The following is an 18,247-nucleotide window of genomic DNA, read 5'->3' on the forward strand; positions in this document are numbered from 1 at the left end:
GTCCAGAAGTCCGGCTTGATCGTGCGGATACGTGGCATTGCAGTCCCCGTTGATCACGAACCGGAGTACGGCAGCGGCGCAACTCGCATCAATGCCTGAGCGCGCGCTTCCTGCTCGCGCAACGCGCCTAGCGTGAAGTCCATGCTCGCGCGCACGCGCTCATAGTCGCGCATGAATACCTGTGCTGCACGTTCATAGTCGGCGAGCGTCAGCGGCTGGTGATGACGCGGATAGACCGTCACGAAGCGGGCCTTGCATCGCCCGATACCCTGATCGTCGTTCATTGCGGTTCTCCTTCGAGTTCGGGATCGTCGGCGTCGATCTGATAACCGCGTGGCGGTCGCGCAAGCTGACGCGCGAGCAACGCCCAGCCCTTCAGGTGGTCGGGGCGCAGCGTGACCGGACTCACGTCATCGTGATAGACCGCCGCGACGATGGCCGGCACGTATTCGAGCGGCACGCGACGTGTCTTGTGAAGCCAGCGGCTGATGTCTTTGGCTTCGACGCCAATCGCCTGCGCAAGCTGTTCCTGTGAGCCGGTTAATTCAATAGCGCGGATTAACGCGCGCATGCCGGGATATGCACTCGCAATGGCGAGCGCTTCAGCGGATCGCGTCATTAGAATCACTCCCTGTTTAATGCCTGCTGCGGTTATCGCCGCGATTGAACGATAGGCCACTGACCGCGCCTGTTCAACCCTGCCGATGGCCGAAAAAGCCTGCCAGAAAGTACTTTTCTGCTGCACCCAATCCCGATACTTGACTTTTGGCAAAAGACCTTAACCACGCGGGTTTGCGGCTGAAAAACGATGTCAAAACGTAGTCAAAACGATGTCAAAACGATGTCACTTAGCCTTTTCCCGCCACTTTGAAAAAAAATAAATTTCTTGAAATCCGCTACTTGCCGCGCCTAAATTGCCACTCACGCACCGGCCAATAAATGCACGATTCCGCTATCCGCCTGATAGGGAATAAGCGTAAAGAAATTGAATGGCTTGACCACGGGCTAGTTAGCAATGCGATGGATTAATCCGGCACGTTCGGACAGGCGATAACTGGCGGGAACAGGCTGTGCGTTTTGCTGGACAGGACGGGCACGGCAGGGAGCGTAATGGACGCGATTGACGTGCACGGACAGGCCTGGTGCGGCAACGCGTGGCGATAACGGCCGGCATGACTTCGGTTTAGACAGGTGTGGCGACGCAGGCGCCGATTGGCGAGGATTGAACCGGCACGGCCTGGCGGGGCAACGACTGGTCCGGTGATAGAGGCAGGCGAGGATGTCATTGGCGAGGATTGCGACGGAATGACGTAGCGCAGCGTGGACCGGCGCAGCGATAGCGGCAGGCTAGGACGGGACGTATCTGGCTAGGCCGGGAATGGACGTCGAGGCATGGCGCGTACGAGTTAGGACTGGCGAGGCAGGCGAGGAATCGCACGGCTGGGCTGGGACAGAACAGAACTGGAGAGGCAGGCGCGGCACGGCTGGAAGGCGAGGCGCTGCACGGCGGGGCATGTAGCGAAACGGCAGGGCAAGGCAGGTACAGCAGAAAACGCGACGCGTCGGCGCGTGATCCGGCGCACTACCTGAAAAAGAGGCACCCGAAATGGCAGCAGGCAAGACAGTTAGTAAGAAATCCGAAGTACCGGAGACGCTGGAAATTCTGACGTTGAAGACTTCGACGGTTCGCGTCTGCATCCGCAGCAGCACGCCGATGGTCATGAATCGATTATCCGAAAAAGCACGGCAGCAATTGCTGTTACCGCCGCCCCGGAAAAACGCAGCAGAAAAAGCACAGAGTCTGAAACACAACCCGCTTGAGGAATTCCGCTCGGCAGCGCATCGCATGGGCGACGACACCGCACCTACCCTGCTCGGCGTTCCCTCGGTCGCATTCAAGGGTGCGATGCGTTCAGCAGCACTCGAAATGCCCGGAACGTCGAAAGCGCAGATCGGGCGGCTGACCTTCATGCGCGAGCCGATGATTCCGGTCTACGGGGTCCCGCAGGTGCTGTGCAGCATCACCCGTATGGCCGACCCCGGCAAGACGCCTGACGTGCGAACCCGCGTGATCATTCCCCGCTGGGCACTGGTCGCCACGATCACATACGTCGAGCCGCAACTGCGCGGGCAGGCGGTCGCGAACCTGATCTCGGCGGCCGGACTGATCAGCGGTATCGGCGACTGGCGTCCCGAGAAAGGTTCGGGTTCCTACGGACAGTTCGAAGTGGTCGGCGAGAACGATCCCGCGTTCGTGCAGATCGTGAAGGAAGGCACGCGAGCGGCGCAGCAGGCCGCGATGGATGATCCGGTTGCCTACGACGACGAAACGGCCGAACTGCTTGCGTGGTTCGATGTCGAGCTTCGTCGCCGTGGCATCAAGGCTGCATGACAGAGAGACTTTCACAACCAACCGGGGCGGTGCACGCCGCTAACGTGCGCCGCCTCAACAGTATAGGACGCTCATCATGACAAGGGCAAAACCCGAAACCGATCCGGTGCGCGAACGGCTTCAGCAGCTACACGACCAGCACGACGGAAACCTGACGCCAGAGATAGGCGTTGCGGATGCCCGAGACCCGAAAAGCCCGCTTCACGCGCTGCTCGAATGGGATAACAAAAAGGCGGGGCATGCGTACCGTCTCATGCAGATGCGCGAGATCATCCGCAGCGTGACGCTGATCGTCCACAGCACGGAAATGACGATTGTCGCGCCCTGCTACGTGAAAGACCCGGATACGCGGGCTGGCTACTGCTCGGTCGTGCAGCTTGCGACCGACGAGGACCGCGCGCGTCGCGCGCTAATTAGCGAGTTCACTGCGGTACGCGGTCGGCTTGTCAGGGCGCGCGCGCTCGCGCGTGTGCTTTCGCTTGAGAACGAAATCGATGCGCTGCTGACCGGTATCGCCGAAGTGCAGCAGCATTTTTCTGCCCCGCCACCGATGACGCAATAAGGCAGGCGCGGTTCGGCTCGGCTCGCCGCAGTGTGTGAGGGATCGGACGAGACCGGCATTGAGAGGCCGGCGTCGATGGGCCGTTCAGCATCGGATGGGCAAGGTCTCGGAATTTCCGGGTGGCATGGATCGGCAGGTATCGCGAGGCATGGACCGGTACGGACTGGCGTATAGGGCGATGGCGAGGCAGGCGAGCTTCGGCGGGGCCGCGACTGGCTGGGCGTGCGATGGACTGACTTGGCAGGCCAGGCGTGTCGGGGCGTTGATGGGACAGCGACGGACATACCGGCGAGGCACGGCAGGCGCGGTACGGCGTACCGGGCCAGGCGTGCACTGGCGAGGACTGGATCGGCAGGCGAGGCGAGGTTGGGATTGTCGATCGGAGGACGGGAAGGACAAGTCGGGGCATAGCGGTCAGGGGCTTGGTGTGGCAGGCAGGAAGATTTGAAAATGGGCACACGCGAACAATGGCTGGAACTTCGACGGGCCGGCGTCGGCGGCAGCGATGCTGCTGCGGCGCTCGGTCAGAGTCCGTACGTGACAAGGCTTGAACTGTACTTCGACAAGATCGGCCAGCAGGTTCCGCGTGACATGGATGCGGCCGGCGTTGAAAGAACTGATTTCGGCCGCGCACTGGAAGGTGTCATTGCCGATCAGTATGCGCGGCGTTTCAATGTGCGTTTGCGCCGACGCAATCAGATACTTCGGCACCCGAAGTATCCGTTCATGTTGGCAAACATCGACAGATTAGTCGAAGGCCAGCGGCGCGGAGTCGAAATCAAGAACGTCGATGCAATGGCGTACCGCTTCGGCGAATGGGGCGAACCGGGATCAGATGAAGTTCCGACGCCGTACTTACTGCAAACGGTGCACTACATGAGTGTTTGCGATTATCCCGTATGGGATATTGGTGCCTGCGTTGGCGGCAATCGATTGGTGGTCTATCACATCGAGCGCGACGCCGAACTTGAACAGATGCTGATCGAAGGCGAAGCTCTTTTCTGGCAGTACGTCGAGCGGCGCGAGCCGCCACCGCCCGACTTCGATCATCCGACCACGATCGGACTGCTGAAGCGCATGTATCCCGGCACGGACGGCGGCACGATCGATCTGCCTGCCGAGATTCAGGCGTGGCATCAGGTGCGACTCGATGCCGATGCACAGACGAAGTTATATCAGGCGGTCGCCGATGGCGCACGCGCGCACATTTTGCACGCAATGGCGAACGCTGCTGTCGGTCGTCTGCCCGAAGGCGGTCAGTACCGGCGCAAGGCCATCCATCGTGAAGCGTACACAGTGCCGCCCTGCGACTATCAGACTCTGACCTTTGCGAAGGCGAAGGCCGCCGACACGAAGGAGAACAACGAATGAGTACCGCAATTCATCAGGTGCAGAGCGAGCGCTTCACGCTGAACGCCGCGCTGATCGAACAGATCGATCGCCTTGCCGGACTGATGGCGAGTGCCGGGCCTGCCGTACCTGCACACCTGCGCGAAAACAAGGGCGCATGCTTCGCGATTGCCATGCAGTCGCTGCGCTGGGAGATGGACCCGTACATGGTCGCGTCGAAAACGCACATCACCAAAAGCGGGCTGATCGGTTATGACGGGCAGCTTGTCGCGGCGGTGGTGATCGCGCGCGCGCCGATCATCGCGCGCCCCGATTATGACTATCTCGGTGACTGGTCGCGGGTGCTCGGCAAGTTCGAACAGCGCAAGTCCGACAAGGGCGGCGAATACGCCGTGGCGACCTATACGAAGAAGGACGAGGAAGGGCTTGGCGTGATCGTCGGTGCGACCTTCAGGGGCGAGACTGACCCACGCACCGTGCAGGTGATGATGGCGCAGGCACATCCGCGCTTCTCGACGCAGTGGGCGACCGACCCGCAGCAGCAGATCGGCTACCTCGCGGTGCGCAAGTGGGCGCGACGCCATGCACCTGATGTGCTGCTGGGCGTCTATACGCCTGAGGAACTGGACTTCGATCCGGGACCGCGCAACATGGGAACGGTCGACGAAGTACCGCGCGTGCTGCCTTCCGCATCGCGCACCGACAGCGTAAAGCAGAACCTGAAGAAAAACGCGGCGACCCGGTCCGTGTTGCTCGATGACGTGCTGCACCAGATTCACGACGCGTCGAACGCGGACGAACTGGCCGCGGCCGGAGAACTGGCCGGAAAGCTGCGCACCGACCGCGAGAAGGAGATTGCGCGCACCGCCTATGCCGACCGCCTGAATGCAGCGCGCACCGCCGCGCATCAGGCTGCGAAGAAAGACGACGCAGCACCGTCATCGGGCGAGCCTCCAGTGATGACCTATGCGCAGGTGATGGACGCATTGCAGGCAGCAACGACGCCCGATGCACTTGACGAGGCAGCCACGCTGATTGGCGCGGTCCCCGTCGAAGGTCAGCGCAGCGAACTGGAAGAAACCTATACCTATCGACGCAAGCAGTTTGAAGGTCAGTAAGGCAGGCGAGGCGTGAGATAGACCGGGCTGGCGAGGCGCTAAGCGCACCAACGGTGACAGGATAGGCAAGACGAGGCAGGTATGGAACATTCAACTTCAATCGCGGTGGCATGGCAGAGCTTCGCAGCCGACATGATCCCGTTAGATGCGCCCGGCAGTCAGTACAGTGACATGCGCATGGCGTTCTACGCAGGTGCAATTCACTGCATCGATATCCTGACCGCGCCGGTAGACGGGCGCATCGATGCGCCCACTGTTAACCGGCTGCATGAGGAACGACGCACGTTCCTGCGCGAGATAAAACAGCGGCAACAGATGCAGAGAGGCACGCCATGATGAACTTCACCGAGCATTTGGTGATGCTGGAACACATCAACACGAGAATGGAAGTCCACGGCGAGGACGAAGTGCTGACGCTCGACCTGAGAGTCGCTTTCGATTTGCCGAACACCGCTCTCGACCAGTTATCGCCGACGCTGCGCACGTCCCTGTATGACGCGGACGATACCGCCGACATGCTGGAACCCGACAGCACGCCGAACCTGCGCAATCCGCAGCTCGGGACACTGAAGTGGGCCGGCAGGTATTCGCCCGTGCTGTTCGTGTTTCACGATGGCGAGACCGGCGATGAACTGCGCTTTGCCGACGCGAAACTCGACAGGATCAGCTTTCTCGCCCAGGACGGCGGGACGTGCAGCTTTACGACCCGTATTCAGGTCCATCCGCAGGACGGCGACGAGACCGCGCGCGTCGTCGATCTGCTGCATCTGTCCGGCACGCTTGGCACGCTCGAAGCATCGGAGGAAGCACTCACCGGCAACGGCGCGGATGATGCCGAGTGAACTCTTGCGGGCCGTCAATCCATAGCCGCATAAGGCGCAGCGCTGTCTGCGCAGGTTAGACCCGTGCATATGACGGCTATGCACGGCCATGCCGGATAAACGTTCAGGGAGAACGCATCATGTTTTATGGCGCTAACGGACATTGGGACTATAACCACACGATTGATCAACAGATTGAAGCACTGCGCATGATGGGCATGGAGCCCGGTTACTACCGCGTGGCGTGGGAAGGCCCGCACACGATGGACTATCTCGTCAACCTCGCGACGGCGCTGCGCGAAACCGGCATCGACATGATCTGCTGCATCAACCTGTCGATGGTCAACGAGCGCGGCGAACTGTACGCAAGCGAGGGCGAGGCGTATCACGCGGGATGGATGGCGGGCGCGAAGGTCGCCGCCGCGCTCGCGCCGCTTGGCGTGACGATCTTCCAGACTGGCAATGAACTCGACGCGAAGGAAGGCATCAGGGTCGATCAGCGCATGCAGGGCGGCGTGCCCGAGGACTTCCGGAACAGTCATTTCCCGTCGCTGCGCGGCGTGATCAACGGCTGCGCGCAGGCCGTGCGCACGGTGGGCGGCCCGCACGTGCAGATCGCCTCGAACTGTTTTACCGCATGCTCGATCGCATGCTCGGACATGCTGTGGGATGGCATGCAGCCGGATGGCAGCGGCGGGCATCCGAAACTGCGCTGGGACATCACCACATGGAATAACTACCAGTGTTACGGCTCGATGCTCGACATGTCGCTCGACTACATGAAGCCGCGCGTGAACCTGCTCGATCACTGCAAATCGAAGTACGGCGTCCCGATCATCGTCACCGAGTGGAACGGCAACGAAGGCGACACTGACGACCAGCGCACCGAATGGGCGAAGCAGTTCATGGACGAGATTTACTGGTCGGGCCGTGAACTGTACGGCGTCGAGGCGCTGGTCGTGTATCAGTTGATCTGCGGCGATCCATGGGGCGTGATCAACTACGACATGAGCTTGCAGCATAACTTCGGCCGGACCGTACGCGACTTCATCATGACGCACCCGGCCTGAAGGAGCGCATCATGTCATCACGTAGCAGGAAGGCACGCGCGAAGCCGGCCCCGGCCGCGCCATCGGCGGATAATGAAACGACGCTCGATTCGTTCCAGCCTGACTACGGCGCGACGTGCGAAGTCTGCGGACAGTCGCCGTGCGTGACCGGCATCAGGGATGGCTGCGTCGTGTATCAGTCCGGGATGTGCGGCGTCTGTACGTTCGGCACGGCAGGCGCGCTCGATCCGGCGAACTGGTAAGGCAGGCAAGGCAGGGGGAGTAGACATGACAGACGTCACCAGTCCGATTGACGACCCGAAGTCGGAGAGTCGCGCCGTTCTCCAGAACTCGTGTATCAGCGCCGTCATATGGGAGTGCTATACGATCACGGACGCCAGCGGCCGACCAGCCACACTGGCTGTCGTCGATGAACACGGCCACATACTCGACCTCGGTCCGCAGGTTCAGCAGGAAGTGTGGGACCTGGCTATTCTCGCCTATCGGAAGTATCTCGTCGGCGAGGGCTATCTGCGGATCCACTCAACGCCCGAGGGTCTGTTTCAGGACAAGGACTGGTAAAGCATAGGGGTGCCCCCGGCACCTCTTCGGTCCTGAATACGGCTGATCGGTCTCCTACCGGATGCGAGGCTTGCGTGACGGCCCCCGCGCTTTTTGCAGCGTCTCCGCGCGGTCCTTGGCGGCCCCGATCAGTTCGCCCGTCGTGCGGTCAATGTCGAAACCAACTCCCACGCCGCGCTTCGAAGTCAGTTGCAGGTGGATATGCTCGCCAGTCAGGTCAAGGCCCTTCATGAATACCTCGATACGTTCGAAGGTGTCCTGTATCAGCTTGCGCGCCTTCATGCGCGCATCGTCGTCGAGTTCGATCACGGCATCGACGAGCCCGGCCCACTCATCCGCGCGCGACGGTTGCGCCTGGGTGTTGACAGCCAGTTCGCGTTCCAGATCGCCGACAGCGCGCTCGGCGTCCTTCTTCTGCTTCTCGGTCTCGCGCATCAGCTTGATATAGGCGGCGGGCGACGCCTCGTCATCTTCGAGTAGCGCGTCGGTAAATCCTTTCAGCTTCGCTTCGAGCTTCGCCACGACCTTGCGCTTCGCGACAAGTTGCGCCATCAGCGGACTAACCATGTCGGTGCCTTGCTGAAGGTGCGTGAGCTTCAGCGGGTCGGCGCAATATTGCATGATCGCGCGCTCGACCGCTTCGGCTGAGCAGCTTGTCACCGCAGCCGTACAGTGCTGGCCGTTGCGCTGGTACTGATGGCAACGCAGGCGGCGCGAATATTGATGGCGCCTGGTAGCGTCTGGCCTGCCCCGGTCAAGATTCTGCGAGGCAACGATAGCGCCGCAGTAGCCACAGAACGTAATCCCCCAGCCGCTCACGATTGAAGTGACGACCCCTTTACCCTTGCGGAATCCGCGCTTCGTCGCCAGTGCCTGTAACTCGTCGAATTCGGCCTCACTCAGCAGTGCCGGATAGTACCCAGGCAGGGTGAACGTTTGCCCACCGGTAGTGAACGCCTTGTCGCCTACCAGCGCGCGGGAAGTGATAGTGCGATTGATCGCGGCGACCGGGTAACGCTCGCTGACCGACAGGCCTTCTTCTTCTAGCCGCTTCGCCGTACCGAGCCCGCCATATCCGGCCCGGTAGAGTTCTATCGCGCGCCGCCATGCTGCCGCTTTCTCCGGGATCAGTTCGAACCGTGCGAGCTTGTCCGGGTTATCGATGTAGCGCACCCACGAGGGGGCTTGCGATGGACTACCGACCAGCCCGCGAAACCTGCCTTCGATCCACTGCTCGGCGCGCTTGCGGAACGCGTCCCCGACAAGCTGGCTTTTGCGGTCGCTTTCTTCGTGCGCGCGAATCATCGACAGTACGCTATAGATGAGGCTCATCGGGTCGGCGCGCAGGCTGTCTGCGTTGTACTCGCGATTGTCGGTCGCGGTAACGACCGTAATGCCGGCATTGACGATGCTGGCAAGCTGCGCCTGAGCATCCAGCGCGCTCGCGCGCGAAAGGCGGTCGAAGTTTTCGACGATCAGGACCGAGCCCCAAGGGATGCGGCCCCCCTCAACGGCTTTGAGGAACACGCCGAGCGCGCCCTTCTTGATGTGGTTCTGGTGGTAGGCGCTCAGGCCTTCGTCGCGCATCGTCAGCGACTCGTCCAGTTCGAGGCCATGCGAGGCTGCCCACTTCGCGGCGTACTCTGCCTGACGCTCGGCGCTCGTGCCGGATGCCTGCTTCAGCGAACTGAACCGCGTGTAGCTGTAGACTTTGCCAGGGGGATGGGAAGGCGCGAGTTTGCGCGCTGATTGACGTACGGGTGCCATCTGGATTCGACCACAAAAACGGGTGGAATCCTGAGTATATATTGAGTAACCGCTATCTTCGCCGCGGTGTACCACAGCAGCGACCAGGTGAACACCGCGCGCCGCCCGAAGCGATCCGCGAGGAAACCGCACGCGATCGTGCCGATAAACAGGCCGCTAAACAGCGCGGCGATGAAACTCGCGACGCCGGTCGAGCCGAACAGGCCATGCGTGGTCGCGGTCAACATGCCGCTTTTCACGAGGCCCGGCGCGATATAGCCGGAGTACAGCAGGTCGTAGAGTTCGAAGAAGAAGCCGAGGCTCAGCAGCACCACCAGCCTCCAGACGGAGCGCGTGGCGGGCAAGCGGTCGAGGCGCGCCGAAATGCTGCCGGCGTCGAGCGATGCGTGGCCCGCCGCCTGAGCGGGCGTGCTGCGGGCGGCGCTGCCGGCCGCGTCAGTGGAATGCGCCACGGTACCGCCGCTGCGCGCGACGGACCCCGCGGGATCGGGGAATGCCATGTTGTCTGTCTCCTTCTGTTGCGACTGCTTTTACGGCAGGGCTGATCGCTTACCGCGGCCGGTTCGATGCCGGCCTTGCGTCTTGTCGCGCGTCGCACGCGCCACGATGGGTCGGCCGGAGTCCGGCCAGCATTCTAGCCGTGCCCGCGTTGCAATTGTTCGAACGTGGTGATTTTCCCGGCCAGCGCGCTCGCCGCGACCGTGTACGGGCTCGCGAGCCAGACGTCGCCTGGTCCCGATCGGCCGGGGAAATTGCGGTTGATCGCGCTGATCGTCACATCGTTCGGGTTGGCCGATTGTCCCGGTCCGCAGTTTGCGCACGAGCCGCAGCCAGGCATCACGAGCGTCACGCCCGCGCGCTCGAACACCGGCAGATAGCCCCGCTCCTCGCAATACGCGCGCACCGCCATCGTGCCGAATTGCAGATACAAACGCGTGCGCTCGGGCACCCGTAGGCCGTGCTCGACGCCCCAACGCAGCACCTCGTGATAGAAATCGAAGTCCTCGCGCTTGCCCGCGGTGCACGAGCCGCCGTACGCGATATCGATCGCGACGTCCTGTTCGAGCCACGGCGCCGGCACGCCATTGCCGGGGTCGCCCGGACGCGCGAGCATCGGTTCGATCGCGTTCGCATCGATATGGATCGTGTCGCGATAGGTCGCGTCCGCGTCGCTTTTCATCCAGCTTTCCAGCACGAAATCGACGCCGCGCCGCTCCTTCAGGAACGCGATCGTGCGCTCGTCCGGTTCGACGATGCCGGTGAAGCCGCCGAGTTCCGCGACCATGTTGGTCAGCGTCGCGCGTTCGTCGATCGACATCGCGCGCACCGCCGCGCCGCCGTATTCGAACACGAGGCCGATCGCGCCGCCCGAGCGAATCGCGTCCATCCGCAGCAGATGCAGCACGACGTCCTTCGCAGTCACGCCGTCGCGCAACTGGCCGTCGATCTCGATGCGCAGCGTCTCCGGCACCTTGCAGCGCACGTAGCCCGTGACCCAGCTATTGGCGATTTCGGTCGCGCCCGCGCCAAATGCGAGGCAGCCGAGCGCGCCCGAATGCGGCGTGTGCGAATCGGTACCGCATGCTACCTGGCCCGGCAGCGCGTATTGCTCGGCCATCAACGCATGACAGATGCCCTCGGAGCCGGGCACACCATCGAGCGCACCGTGCGAGCGCACCGGGTAGTCGCGCGAAAACGACGTGTGGCCTTCCATCAGATTCGCGACGCCCGGCAACAGACCGTCGCGCACGTGAGGGATGCTCTGCGGCGCGAGCACCAGATGATCCTGGAACGCGATGATGTGATCCGGCGCATGCAGCGGCGCGGGCTTGCCGAACGCGCGATGCATCAGATGCGCGCACATGCCGGTGAAATAGTCGTGGCTGAAGCGCCAGTCGGCGGCGATGAACACGCCGTCGCCGCGCTGCGCGCTCGCGGTGCCCGGATGCAGATGACGGTCGATGATCTTCTCGACCAGCGTTTTCGGCTCGGCGCCCGGCGCCTCGTTCGGGGCATCGCTCGCGCGGCCGCCGGGCGCGGGCCACTCCGCAAACCGGCTATACGCGAGCAGCCCGCCGCTGCGGATGATCTGCTGCGCGAGCGAGTCGCGGCCTTTCAGGAATTCGTCGATCGGCACCGCAGCGCCTGCAAGCAGGCGATCGAGCACGGAAAAATCGGTCGTGGTCAGAATACCGATGTTGTCGCAGTTCTGCTGATAGATACGCTCGAAGCTCTCGGCAACGATCAGGCGAATGCCTGCGGACAACTCCGCGAGCGGGCTCGATTCTCGCGACGAGCCCTTGCCGTAGCGCTTGCCGGCCACCGTCACGCGAAAGCCGCCGTCCTTCACCGCATTGCGGCCGATCGGCAGACGCTCGCCGGCCTTGAAGCCGACGTACGGGTACTGGCCGAGGCGCTCGTCGTAGGTGAGCATTACGGTGACGGGCGTGATCTCGTCCGTCGACACGTTGTCGCGCAATGGCCCCGCCGTGTCGCGAGTGAAGTTTTCGCCGGCCAGTTGCGCCTCGACCACGGCCGGGTCCTGCGACAGGTACAGCACGCGGCCGTCCAAACGAATCGTATCGCTCATCACTGCATTCTCCTTGCGCTCACTATACGGCGCGCAAGGTGGATGCCGAAGTGCCGGTGCGGCAACGCTGCCGTCTCGTTTCGCGAATGCTCGATGGCGGAGCCGCGGCGCGGAGTGCGGGTGGTGGAATCGTCTAAGGCGGATTGCCGAGGAACGACACCAGCGCGGCCGCGCTCGCGCTCAACTGCTCGCGCGCCTTGAAGATGATGATCAGATGACGCTCCGCCCACGCATCGGCAAGCGGCAGCAGCCGCACGTCGAGCGTGTTCACGTAGAGCAGGCCGACCGGCTCGGGCACGATCGCGATGCCGAGCCCCGCATGCACCATCCGGCACAGCGCATCGAGACTGCTCACGCGCATCCGCACGTCGAGCTGCCGCCCCGCGCTTGCCGCCTGCTGCGCGAGCAAACGCATAAGCGCGCTTTCGCTGCGCAAGCCGACGAAGCTGTCGTGCAACAGATCGTCGAAGTTCACCCGCGCCGCGCTGACGAGCCGATGCCCACCCGGCACGAGCACCGCGAGCCGGTCCTGCCGGTACGGCACCTGCTCGAACGCCTCGCTGCCAGCAACCGGATTGCAGATGCCGAAGTCCGCGCCGTGTTCGTCGACGATACGCAGCACGTCCGCGCTGTTTTCTTCTTCGAGTTCGATCGATACATCGGGGAACGCGCGGCCGAACGCGGCCACGTCTTCAGGCAGAAACTGCACGATCGACGACAGATTCGCAACCACCCTCACGCGCCCTTTGACGCCTGTCGAAAAGCGCGACAACTCCGCGCTCATTTGCTCGATATTGCCGATGATCGCGAGCGCGTAGCGCAGCACGGTCTCGCCGACCGGCGTCACGGTAATGCCGCGCGATTGCCGCTGAATCACCGGCAGGCCGATCAGCGCCTCGATCTCGGCGATGCGCCGGCTCACCGCCGACGACGCGATGAACTCGCGCTCCGCCGCGCGCGCGATATTGCGCTCCTGGCAAACGGCGACGAACAGACGCAGCGAAGTCAGATCGAGTTTCTTGAGCAGGTTTTCCATGGGACGAGGCGACGGGTCTTACGACAATGGCGGTAGATCGCTGGAATCGTGGCCATTATCGTCTCACGGCACGCGGTGTTGCGCCATTGCGCCGACAACGGTCCTCACAGCGCATCATGAAAGATGATGCCGACCGTATGCCGATGCCCCGAGCGCAGGCGGCTCACGCCGTGCCGCAGATTCACGCGATACGGCCCGCGCGTACCCTGCACGGGCCGGCTGTTCACGGTGAACACGACCGCGTCGCCCTTCGCGAGCGGCACGACTTCGGCACGCGACTGCATACGCGGACGCTGCTCGGTCATCACGAACTCGCCGCCTGTGAAGTCGCGCCCCGGCTCCGACAGCAGTACCGCAACCTGCAGCGGGAACACGTGTTCGCCGTACAGATCCTGATGCAGGCAGTTGAAATCGCCCTCGCCGTATTGCAGGATCAGCGGCGTCGGACGCACCTGGCCAGCGTCATGGCAGCGTCGAATGAAATCCGCATGTTTCGGCGGATAGCGAACGTCGATGCCCATCGCCATGTTCCAGCGGTTCGCGACCGGCACGAGGTGCGGATAAAGGGCACCGCGCAAGCCGCCAACGAGCCGCGGCAGCGGATACGCAAAGTACTTGTATTCGCCGCGACCGAAGCCGTGGCGCGCCATTACGATGCGGCTGCGATAAAGCGCGTCGCGTGTATAGAGCGCGCTCAGCGCGTCGCATTCGTGCGGCGTCAACAGTTGCGGCACGGCGGCGCAACCGTACTGATCGAGATCGTGTTCGATCCGCGGCCAGTCGAGTGCGTCGACGCGTTGGTCGATCGTTTGGGTGGGAGCGATTGCGTTCATCGTCGATGAGTGGGCGGCCGGGCTCGTCGCCCGCGCCATCAAAAGTAGGTAGCTCGATGGGTTTAGTGTACGAGTGTGGTGGCGGGAAAACACTCCGGGTCTTGCGGTCAAATTCAGCCGCACTGCACGGACGAACGATTCACGCTACGCTGTCGGGATCGTTGCGGCCGCACTTGCCCCCGCCGCATCGCACTTCATTCCGCCTAGGACAACCATGAAACAGCAGCTCACCATCGATTTTGTTTCCGACATCGCCTGCCCGTGGTGCGCGATCGGCCTGTCGTCGCTGCAGCTCGCGCTCGCGCGGCTTCAGGACAAAATCGACGCGCGTATCGTCGTGCATCCATTCGAACTGAATCCGCAGATGGGACCGGACGGCGAAGACATCGTCGAGTATCTCGGCAAGAAATACGGCCGCACGGCCGCGCAGATCGCCGAAACGCAGGCGATGATCCGCGAACGCGGCGCGAGCGTCGGCTTCGATTTCGGTCCGCGCGTCCGCACCTACAACACGTTCCACGCGCACCGCCTGCTGCATTGGGCCGGCTTGAAGGGCCACCAGTTACCGCTGAAGCTCGCGCTATTGCGCGCGTATCATGCCGACGGCAAGAATCCGGGCAATCATGACGTGCTGGTCGAAGCGGCCCAGTCGGTAGGACTCGGCGCCGACGAAGCGCGCGACGTGCTGACGAGCGGCGCGTATGCCGATGAAGTGCGCGAAGCGGAAAAGAACAATCAGGAAATGGGCATTCAATCGGTGCCGTCGATCATTTTCAACCGCCGCTATCTGGTGACCGGCGGCCAGCCGGTCGAGCAATTCGTGCAGGTGATCGAGGAGATCGTGGCGAAAGAGACAGCGTAATCTTGCACGCGCTGACGCTTTTAACGAAAAGAAGCTGGAGCGAGGTGCCCCGATGGGGGCTGATAGTCGGCGGCGCGGCAATCATGTTTTTCGGGCAGGTCGCGCTGATATTCTCGGCTCATCGACGGCGTCTTTCGTTCGTCGTGGCGGGTTGCCGCGGCGGCGTCGATCGCGCTATTCACGCTGATGCACGGCTACGTCGATCGTGCGGTCGCGACGATTCTGTTTGGGCGCGGCGGTGCTGGCGGCGGTGTTCATCGTCGAAGCGAAGCGTAATGGACGGCCCATTCTGAGCACCTGGCTCACGCATTCACTCGCGAATGCTTGCGTGTTGTCTCTTCAACACATTTGAGCAAAGAGAGCCTGGGCCCATTGTCCAAGCCGTCACGGCTGCGTGCAACAGGTCTGTCTTATCCGATTGCACGCGCCTTAAAGCCGCTTACAGATAGCTGCAAACGTAGTCCAGCGTTTCAACCACATCGATATCGAAGCGGCTCTTGCCAGGCACCGAGAACGATTCGCCCGCGCCATAGGTCTTCCACTCGTCGCTGCCGTCGAGACGGATGCGGCATTTGCCCGCCTGCACTTCCATCAGCTCCGGCGCGTCGGTGCCGAAGTTCAGCGCGCCGGGCAGGATCACGCCGAGCGTCTTGCGCGTGCCGTCGGCGAACAGCACGGTGTGCGACACGCACTTGCCGTCGAAGTACACGTTGGCTCGTTTGACAACAGAAACCTGGTCGAATTGCGTTGCAGCCGTCATGGCGGTTTTCCTCTGGGTCATCGTGAATGGATGCGTTGCGGCCCGGTGGGCGCGGCAGACGGCGCGCGATCCGCGCAAGCCGCCCGCGCGGGGCTCCGGCCGGGCGCGAGTCCGCCATCATACAATGGCTATTGATGGCGGCAATACCGTAAAGTCTGCCAGAACCATATCGACATCTACACAGACTCATTCGACCCATGCGCACTCCTGCTCCTTCCGCCGGCGCCGTATTGTTGTTGATCGATCTGCAACGCGCGATCGATCATCCGAGCTGGGGCGAGCGCAACAATCCCTCAGCCGAGACGCAGATGAGCCGCTTGCTCGCGCATTGGCGTAGCCGAAACTGGCCGGTGTGGCATGTGCGGCACGACTCGACGGAGCCTGGGTCGCACTATCGGCCGGGTCAGGCGGGACACGAATTCAAGGCGTCGAACGTGCCGTTGCCCGACGAACCTGTGATTGCGAAACGCACGAATAACGCGTTCATCGGCACGGGACTCGAGGACCGCCTGCGCGCCGCCGGCCACTCGACGCTGGTCGTGGCGGGTGTCATCACCAACAACTCGGTCGAGGCGACGGTGCGGATGGCCGGCAACCTCGGCTTCGATACATATCTCGTGGCCGACGGCTGTTTCACTTTTGCACGGACCGACTGGAACGGAACGCGGCGCAGTGCCGACGACGTTCATGCGATGTCACTGGCCAATCTCGATCACGAGTACTGCACGGTCGTCACGACGGACGCGCTATTGGGCAACGGACAACCGCAATAGCCGCAACGTCGATCTGCTGCGCGGCGAGCGACAATCAGGTGGTACAGGAGGACTTGTGAGAAAAGACAGCGCGAGCGCCCTAATTGGCGCCATTGCCGCGGCAGCGATTGCGATCGGCACTGCGACCTGTGCGAATGCGCAAACCAGTGGCGGCATGCCGAACGATGCTTCCGCGCAAAGCCAATCCATCGCGGCATCGCCTGCTCGCAACAGACCCGATAGCGAGCTCGCGCGCGACGTGCGGCGCGCGCTCGCACGCACGCCGAACCTGCATTCAACGTCGATTCACGTGCAGGCGCGCCGCGGTATCGTGACGCTGACCGGTTGGGTACCGCAGCGCGCTCAGGTGCAACGCGCGGGCAGTGTCGCGAGATCGGTGCGCGGAGTCAGACAGGTGCATAACCATTTGAATGTGCGCACGAGAGGTGCCAGCGGTCACTAGCGCAAAACGAATAAAAGAAAGTACTCAGCCCGACACGAATGCGCCGGGCTGAGTACTTTCTATCGACCAATCAATCGATGCGTGCGAGTATTCGCCGCGGCGTTCCATTGCTGCGCAACGCCGCCACGACTCGCGCAATACCTCAACGCCACATACGATAGCTGTAGACCGGCGCGCGATACGCATACACGCGCGGCTGCGCCCAATAGACCGGCGGACGATAAACCTGATAAGCGACAGGCGCGGCCGGTTGAACCACCGTTTCCACGACCTGCGGCATTTCATCGTATTGCGCCTGCGGATAAACCGGCACGTACTGCACGGGCGGCTGAGGATAGTCCTGCCGCACGTATACCGGCTGGTTGTCGTAGACCGGCTGCATCTGCGCGTAGGCCGGCGCCTGCTGGTATTGCATTGGCGGCGGCGCGTATTGCGGCTGCTGGTACACCTGCTGATATTGCTGTTGCGGCGGCGGTTGCGGCACCTGACGCTGCGCGTATTGGACCGGCCGCGGCTTCTGAGGCTGCGGCGGAATACTCGTGTACTTCGAGTTATCGTCTTCGGGAACGCCCGGCGGCAGCGGCGGCACGTCGACCCGCGCGACGTCGGTCCTGGCGGGTTGCCGCTGACCGTGATTGTGCGAGTCGATCATTGCCTGGTAATCGGCCTGATCCTGCTTGCCGCGGTTGATATAGCCATTGCGATACGCGCGGGCCACGTCCGACATCTTCGCATTCGGATCCTCTTTCATGCCGTCCGCATTGACCTTGTACTCGTTCGGACTGAGCGAGCCGGCCGGCACCTCGTCGTCGGACGCATACGCCGCTTCGGGTCCGTCGGCCCACGCTGGATAACACTGCAGCGTTAGCACCGAAGCGACCGTCGTCACCCCGAGCCCCCAAAGCGTCGTTGTTCTCATGATCCACCTCACGGCCGATTAAGAGTATTGAAAGCCGAAATTTTTACTTGCAGGTGTGGCTATTTGTCTGCGCGTGCAATTGTTATTTTTTAGCACATTCCTTTGACGTCGGCATTATTTTTTCTTTGCAAATGAGCGGTGTAGCGCACGAGTGACACGGCGGGTCCAGAGGCGAGGCAGGAGAAACCCTGAGAGTCAGAGTTGCCGAAATGGACCGCCTGGTACGGCGGTTCCGCACGCCGCCGCGGAGCGATTCTCTTCGCCCTGAATGACGTAGTAGCGACGCGGCCTTTTAGCGCGCCATGTCGGATCAGGCGCTACGCGACAACTCGGCTTTCCCTATTGCGCGCACTACCATTCTCTGCTCGCGCGAAAGTCAAACAATTCGCAT

21 protein-coding genes and 1 pseudogene are annotated in these 18,247 nt (G+C 62.5%); 12 read left to right on the forward strand and 10 right to left on the reverse strand.

Annotated elements, in window-relative coordinates:
- Positions 1-53: 53 nt before the first annotated feature.
- Complete coding sequence (locus OKW45_RS09785; protein ID WP_429467632.1) at positions 54-284, reverse strand: hypothetical protein; 231 nt, start codon at positions 282-284, stop codon at positions 54-56.
- A complete protein-coding gene (locus OKW45_RS09790) occupies positions 281-619 on the reverse strand; it encodes a transcriptional regulator (protein WP_429467634.1) in 339 nt (112 codons plus the stop codon). The genes OKW45_RS09785 and OKW45_RS09790 overlap by 4 nt, the downstream gene beginning before the upstream one ends.
- Positions 620-1,846: 1,227 nt before the next feature.
- On the opposite strand from OKW45_RS09790, the gene OKW45_RS09795 reads away from it, so the two are divergent.
- The 9 genes from OKW45_RS09795 to OKW45_RS09835 all read left to right on the forward strand — a co-directional run bounded on the left by OKW45_RS09795 (position 1,847) and on the right by OKW45_RS09835 (position 7,874).
- A complete protein-coding gene (locus OKW45_RS09795) occupies positions 1,847-2,392 on the forward strand; it encodes a hypothetical protein (RefSeq protein ID WP_429467636.1) in 546 nt (181 codons plus the stop codon).
- 76 nt (positions 2,393-2,468) lie between these two features.
- On the forward strand, positions 2,469-2,954 hold the full coding sequence (locus tag OKW45_RS09800; protein WP_429467638.1) for a hypothetical protein: 486 nt from the start codon (positions 2,469-2,471) through the stop codon (positions 2,952-2,954).
- A 450-nt stretch (positions 2,955-3,404) separates the two neighbouring features.
- Positions 3,405-4,325 (forward strand): YqaJ viral recombinase family nuclease, encoded by a 921-nt coding sequence (locus OKW45_RS09805; protein WP_429467641.1) that lies wholly within the window; start codon positions 3,405-3,407, stop codon positions 4,323-4,325.
- The gene (locus OKW45_RS09810; protein WP_429467643.1) at positions 4,322-5,422 is read left to right on the forward strand and encodes a RecT family recombinase; all 1,101 of its coding nucleotides are present in this window, start codon (positions 4,322-4,324) and stop codon (positions 5,420-5,422) included. The genes OKW45_RS09805 and OKW45_RS09810 overlap by 4 nt, the downstream gene beginning before the upstream one ends.
- Before the next feature lie 81 nt (positions 5,423-5,503).
- Complete coding sequence (locus OKW45_RS09815) at positions 5,504-5,758, forward strand: hypothetical protein (protein WP_429467645.1); 255 nt, start codon at positions 5,504-5,506, stop codon at positions 5,756-5,758.
- The gene (locus OKW45_RS09820; RefSeq protein WP_429467647.1) at positions 5,755-6,264 is read left to right on the forward strand and encodes a hypothetical protein; all 510 of its coding nucleotides are present in this window, start codon (positions 5,755-5,757) and stop codon (positions 6,262-6,264) included. Before OKW45_RS09815 ends, OKW45_RS09820 begins: the two co-directional genes overlap by 4 nt.
- Before the next feature lie 119 nt (positions 6,265-6,383).
- On the forward strand, positions 6,384-7,313 hold the full coding sequence (locus tag OKW45_RS09825) for a hypothetical protein (RefSeq protein WP_429467648.1): 930 nt from the start codon (positions 6,384-6,386) through the stop codon (positions 7,311-7,313).
- 11 nt (positions 7,314-7,324) lie between these two features.
- Positions 7,325-7,555 (forward strand): hypothetical protein, encoded by a 231-nt coding sequence (locus OKW45_RS09830; RefSeq protein ID WP_429467650.1) that lies wholly within the window; start codon positions 7,325-7,327, stop codon positions 7,553-7,555.
- 25 nt (positions 7,556-7,580) lie between these two features.
- Complete coding sequence (locus tag OKW45_RS09835; RefSeq protein ID WP_429467651.1) at positions 7,581-7,874, forward strand: hypothetical protein; 294 nt, start codon at positions 7,581-7,583, stop codon at positions 7,872-7,874.
- Between the two features lie 54 nt (positions 7,875-7,928).
- Here the strand turns inward: OKW45_RS09835 and OKW45_RS09840 are convergent, their stop codons facing one another.
- From OKW45_RS09840 to OKW45_RS09860, 5 genes and pseudogenes are all read right to left on the reverse strand, one after another.
- Complete coding sequence (locus tag OKW45_RS09840) at positions 7,929-9,641, reverse strand: recombinase family protein (protein ID WP_429467654.1); 1,713 nt, start codon at positions 9,639-9,641, stop codon at positions 7,929-7,931.
- A gap of 47 nt (positions 9,642-9,688) precedes the next feature.
- Positions 9,689-10,141 (reverse strand): annotated as a pseudogene (locus OKW45_RS09845) (MFS transporter); the annotation flags it as partial.
- 134 nt (positions 10,142-10,275) lie between these two features.
- On the reverse strand, positions 10,276-12,231 hold the full coding sequence (locus tag OKW45_RS09850) for an aconitase family protein (RefSeq protein ID WP_429467656.1): 1,956 nt from the start codon (positions 12,229-12,231) through the stop codon (positions 10,276-10,278).
- Between the two features lie 133 nt (positions 12,232-12,364).
- Entirely contained in the window at positions 12,365-13,267 is a 903-nt protein-coding gene (locus OKW45_RS09855; RefSeq protein WP_018423354.1) for a LysR family transcriptional regulator, read from the reverse strand.
- A 104-nt stretch (positions 13,268-13,371) separates the two neighbouring features.
- A complete protein-coding gene (locus OKW45_RS09860) occupies positions 13,372-14,100 on the reverse strand; it encodes a 2OG-Fe(II) oxygenase (protein ID WP_429467659.1) in 729 nt (242 codons plus the stop codon).
- A 214-nt stretch (positions 14,101-14,314) separates the two neighbouring features.
- Here OKW45_RS09860 and OKW45_RS09865 point away from each other — a divergent pair, with 214 nt between their 5' ends.
- Positions 14,315-14,962 (forward strand): DsbA family oxidoreductase, encoded by a 648-nt coding sequence (locus OKW45_RS09865; protein ID WP_429467660.1) that lies wholly within the window; start codon positions 14,315-14,317, stop codon positions 14,960-14,962.
- 20 nt (positions 14,963-14,982) lie between these two features.
- Here the strand turns inward: OKW45_RS09865 and OKW45_RS09870 are convergent, their stop codons facing one another.
- Together OKW45_RS09870 and ppnP are read right to left on the reverse strand one after the other, a co-directional pair.
- A complete protein-coding gene (locus OKW45_RS09870) occupies positions 14,983-15,144 on the reverse strand; it encodes a hypothetical protein (protein ID WP_429467663.1) in 162 nt (53 codons plus the stop codon).
- Between the two features lie 257 nt (positions 15,145-15,401).
- Positions 15,402-15,722 (reverse strand): pyrimidine/purine nucleoside phosphorylase, encoded by a 321-nt coding sequence (gene ppnP, locus OKW45_RS09875; RefSeq protein WP_018423358.1) that lies wholly within the window; start codon positions 15,720-15,722, stop codon positions 15,402-15,404.
- A 197-nt stretch (positions 15,723-15,919) separates the two neighbouring features.
- Here ppnP and OKW45_RS09880 point away from each other — a divergent pair, with 197 nt between their 5' ends.
- Together OKW45_RS09880 and OKW45_RS09885 are read left to right on the forward strand one after the other, a co-directional pair.
- Positions 15,920-16,495, forward strand: coding sequence for a cysteine hydrolase family protein (locus OKW45_RS09880; protein ID WP_429467666.1), 576 nt, complete (start codon positions 15,920-15,922; stop codon positions 16,493-16,495).
- A gap of 55 nt (positions 16,496-16,550) precedes the next feature.
- Positions 16,551-16,937 (forward strand): BON domain-containing protein, encoded by a 387-nt coding sequence (locus tag OKW45_RS09885; RefSeq protein ID WP_429467668.1) that lies wholly within the window; start codon positions 16,551-16,553, stop codon positions 16,935-16,937.
- A 142-nt stretch (positions 16,938-17,079) separates the two neighbouring features.
- On the opposite strand, the gene OKW45_RS09890 is transcribed toward OKW45_RS09885, so the two are convergent.
- Positions 17,080-17,856, reverse strand: coding sequence for a hypothetical protein (locus OKW45_RS09890; RefSeq protein WP_035471695.1), 777 nt, complete (start codon positions 17,854-17,856; stop codon positions 17,080-17,082).
- Between the last annotated feature and the right edge of the window lie 391 nt (positions 17,857-18,247).

It is taken from the genome of Paraburkholderia lebeckiae (genome assembly GCF_050436225.1).
Taxonomy (GTDB): domain Bacteria; phylum Pseudomonadota; class Gammaproteobacteria; order Burkholderiales; family Burkholderiaceae; genus Paraburkholderia; species Paraburkholderia tuberum.